Raw genomic sequence first — 524 nt, 5'->3', positions numbered from 1 at the left:
CGGACCGGACCACCCGGCGGACCCGCTGGTTCGCCCCCGCGTCCGGACACGCCACCACCCGGGCCGAACGGGCCGGGGGCACCCCGGGGACACCAGCCGGACCGGCCACACCCGCAGCCCCCGCACCAGGGCGCTCCGCAGCGCCCGGCCGCGCAGCCGTCCCCGTACCAGGGCACCCGCCGACCAGAGCCGGGTGGCGCTCCCGCACACCAGCCGTATTCCTCCCGGCCACCGCAGCCGACGAACCAACCGCATCCGAACCAGTCACGTCCGGACCAGTCACGTCCGGACCAGTCACGTCCGGGCCAGCAGCCCCCGTCCACGGGTGGGCCCGGGCCTCGGCCGGGAAGTCCCGGCCCGCCCTCCACGACTCCCGCTGCGGCGCCGCGTGGCTATGCACCCCCCGGCGGTCCCGCGACACCACCGTCGGCAGCGCCACCGCAGGCACCGCCGAACCGGGCACCCGGGACACAGCACCCACACGGCCCCGACGGTGGGCCGGGACAGCAGGCACCGCCGAACCC

This window comes from Saccharomonospora iraqiensis subsp. paurometabolica YIM 90007, assembly GCF_000231035.2.
Lineage (GTDB): Bacteria > Actinomycetota > Actinomycetes > Mycobacteriales > Pseudonocardiaceae > Saccharomonospora > Saccharomonospora paurometabolica.
Note: the sequence above shows the minus strand (reverse complement) of the source record.